The sequence below is a fragment of the Curvibacter delicatus NBRC 14919 genome (genome assembly GCF_001592265.1).
Taxonomy (GTDB): domain Bacteria; phylum Pseudomonadota; class Gammaproteobacteria; order Burkholderiales; family Burkholderiaceae_C; genus Hylemonella; species Hylemonella delicata.
In genome coordinates this window covers 1-1306 of sequence record NZ_BCWP01000091.1, presented here as the reverse complement: position 1 = coordinate 1306, position 1306 = coordinate 1, and the positions used below count along the sequence as shown (strand labels likewise).

Annotated in this window: 1 protein-coding gene; it reads left to right on the top strand. The window is 69.5% G+C overall.

Features of this window, described 5'->3' with window-relative positions; translation table 11 throughout:
* Positions 1–1306 (top strand): beta strand repeat-containing protein (locus CDE01S_RS18775; RefSeq protein ID WP_369406375.1); only part of this gene is annotated, 1306 nt, incomplete at both ends.

Sequence of the window (1306 nt, the reverse complement as noted above, 5' to 3'; positions counted from 1 at the left end):
GGGCGGTGGCACCGCACAGGCGGGCACCGCCGGGCGTAACGCCGGCAGTGTGACCGTCAGCGCCAGCACCATCACCTCGGTGGGGGCGATCACGGCCAGTGGCAGTGCCGGCAACGGCGCCGATCAGGCCGGCGGCCATGGCGGCGCGGTGTCGCTGGCGGCCAGCGATGGCAGCTTCACGGCGCTCGCCATCACCAGCAGCGGCGGCAATGCCGGGGCTTCCGGCGTCGCCAACGGCGGTAACGCTGGCGCCATCACGCTCGATGCCGGCGGTGCAACGCCCACCCTCACCCTGGGCGGCAGCCTGACGGCCCAGGGCGGCAACTCGATCGGCGGCGGCACCTCTGGTGCCGGCGCGAAGATTGCCGTCAAGGACAACGCGCTGCTCAACGCCACGACCATCACGCTGTCCTCGCGCGGCGGTACCACCGGCGTGGTGGGCACGGGCGGCAACATGGAGCTGGGTGGCACGGTTGACAGCACCGGCGGCGCCCGTGCCCTGGTGCTGACCGCCGGCACGGGCGACGTCAGCGTGGCTGGTGCGATCGGCAACACCATGGCCCTGTCGGCGCTCACCGTGGCGGGCAACGACATCAGCGTGGCCAATATCGGCGGCGCGACCGCTGGCGTGACCGGCGCCACGGCGCTCACAGCCACCTCAGCAGGCAGCGACGCCGGTGAGATCAATTTCAATGGCACCACCTACAACGCTAACGCGCAGACCTACATTGCCAGCGCGGGCAACACCCTGAAAGTCAACGCGGGTAGCACCACCACCTTCAGCAGCAGTGCCGACGCCATCACCTTCGGCAACACCGCCGATGCCAATGGCGGCACCCTGTTGCTGGCCGATGGTTCCAACCTGCAGGTCAGTACCGCAGGCACCACGACGACCAACGGTGCCATCAATGCCTTTGCCGGCATTCGCGGCCATTCGGCCGAAACAGTCAACCTCAACGCCGGTCTGGGCACCCTCAATGTCGGCCAGATTGGCAGCGGCAACGAGATCGCCTCGGTGGCGCTGACGGCCTCCACCACCACGCTGCGCGGCGACATCCGTACCGCCGACGTGGCCGCCAACCACGTGAGCATCACCGGCGCAGTGACGCTGGCCAGCGACGTGACAGTCGACACCCGTCGCGGCGGCAACCAGGGCAACATCACCATCACCGGCGCCACCACGGGCGCCGGCAAGAACCTGAGCCTGCTCGGTCAGGCCATCAGCACCGGCGCGCTCACGACTACGGGCGTGGGTAACGGCAACGGGGGGGCGGTCAGCATCACGGCCGACGCCACAGTCACCACC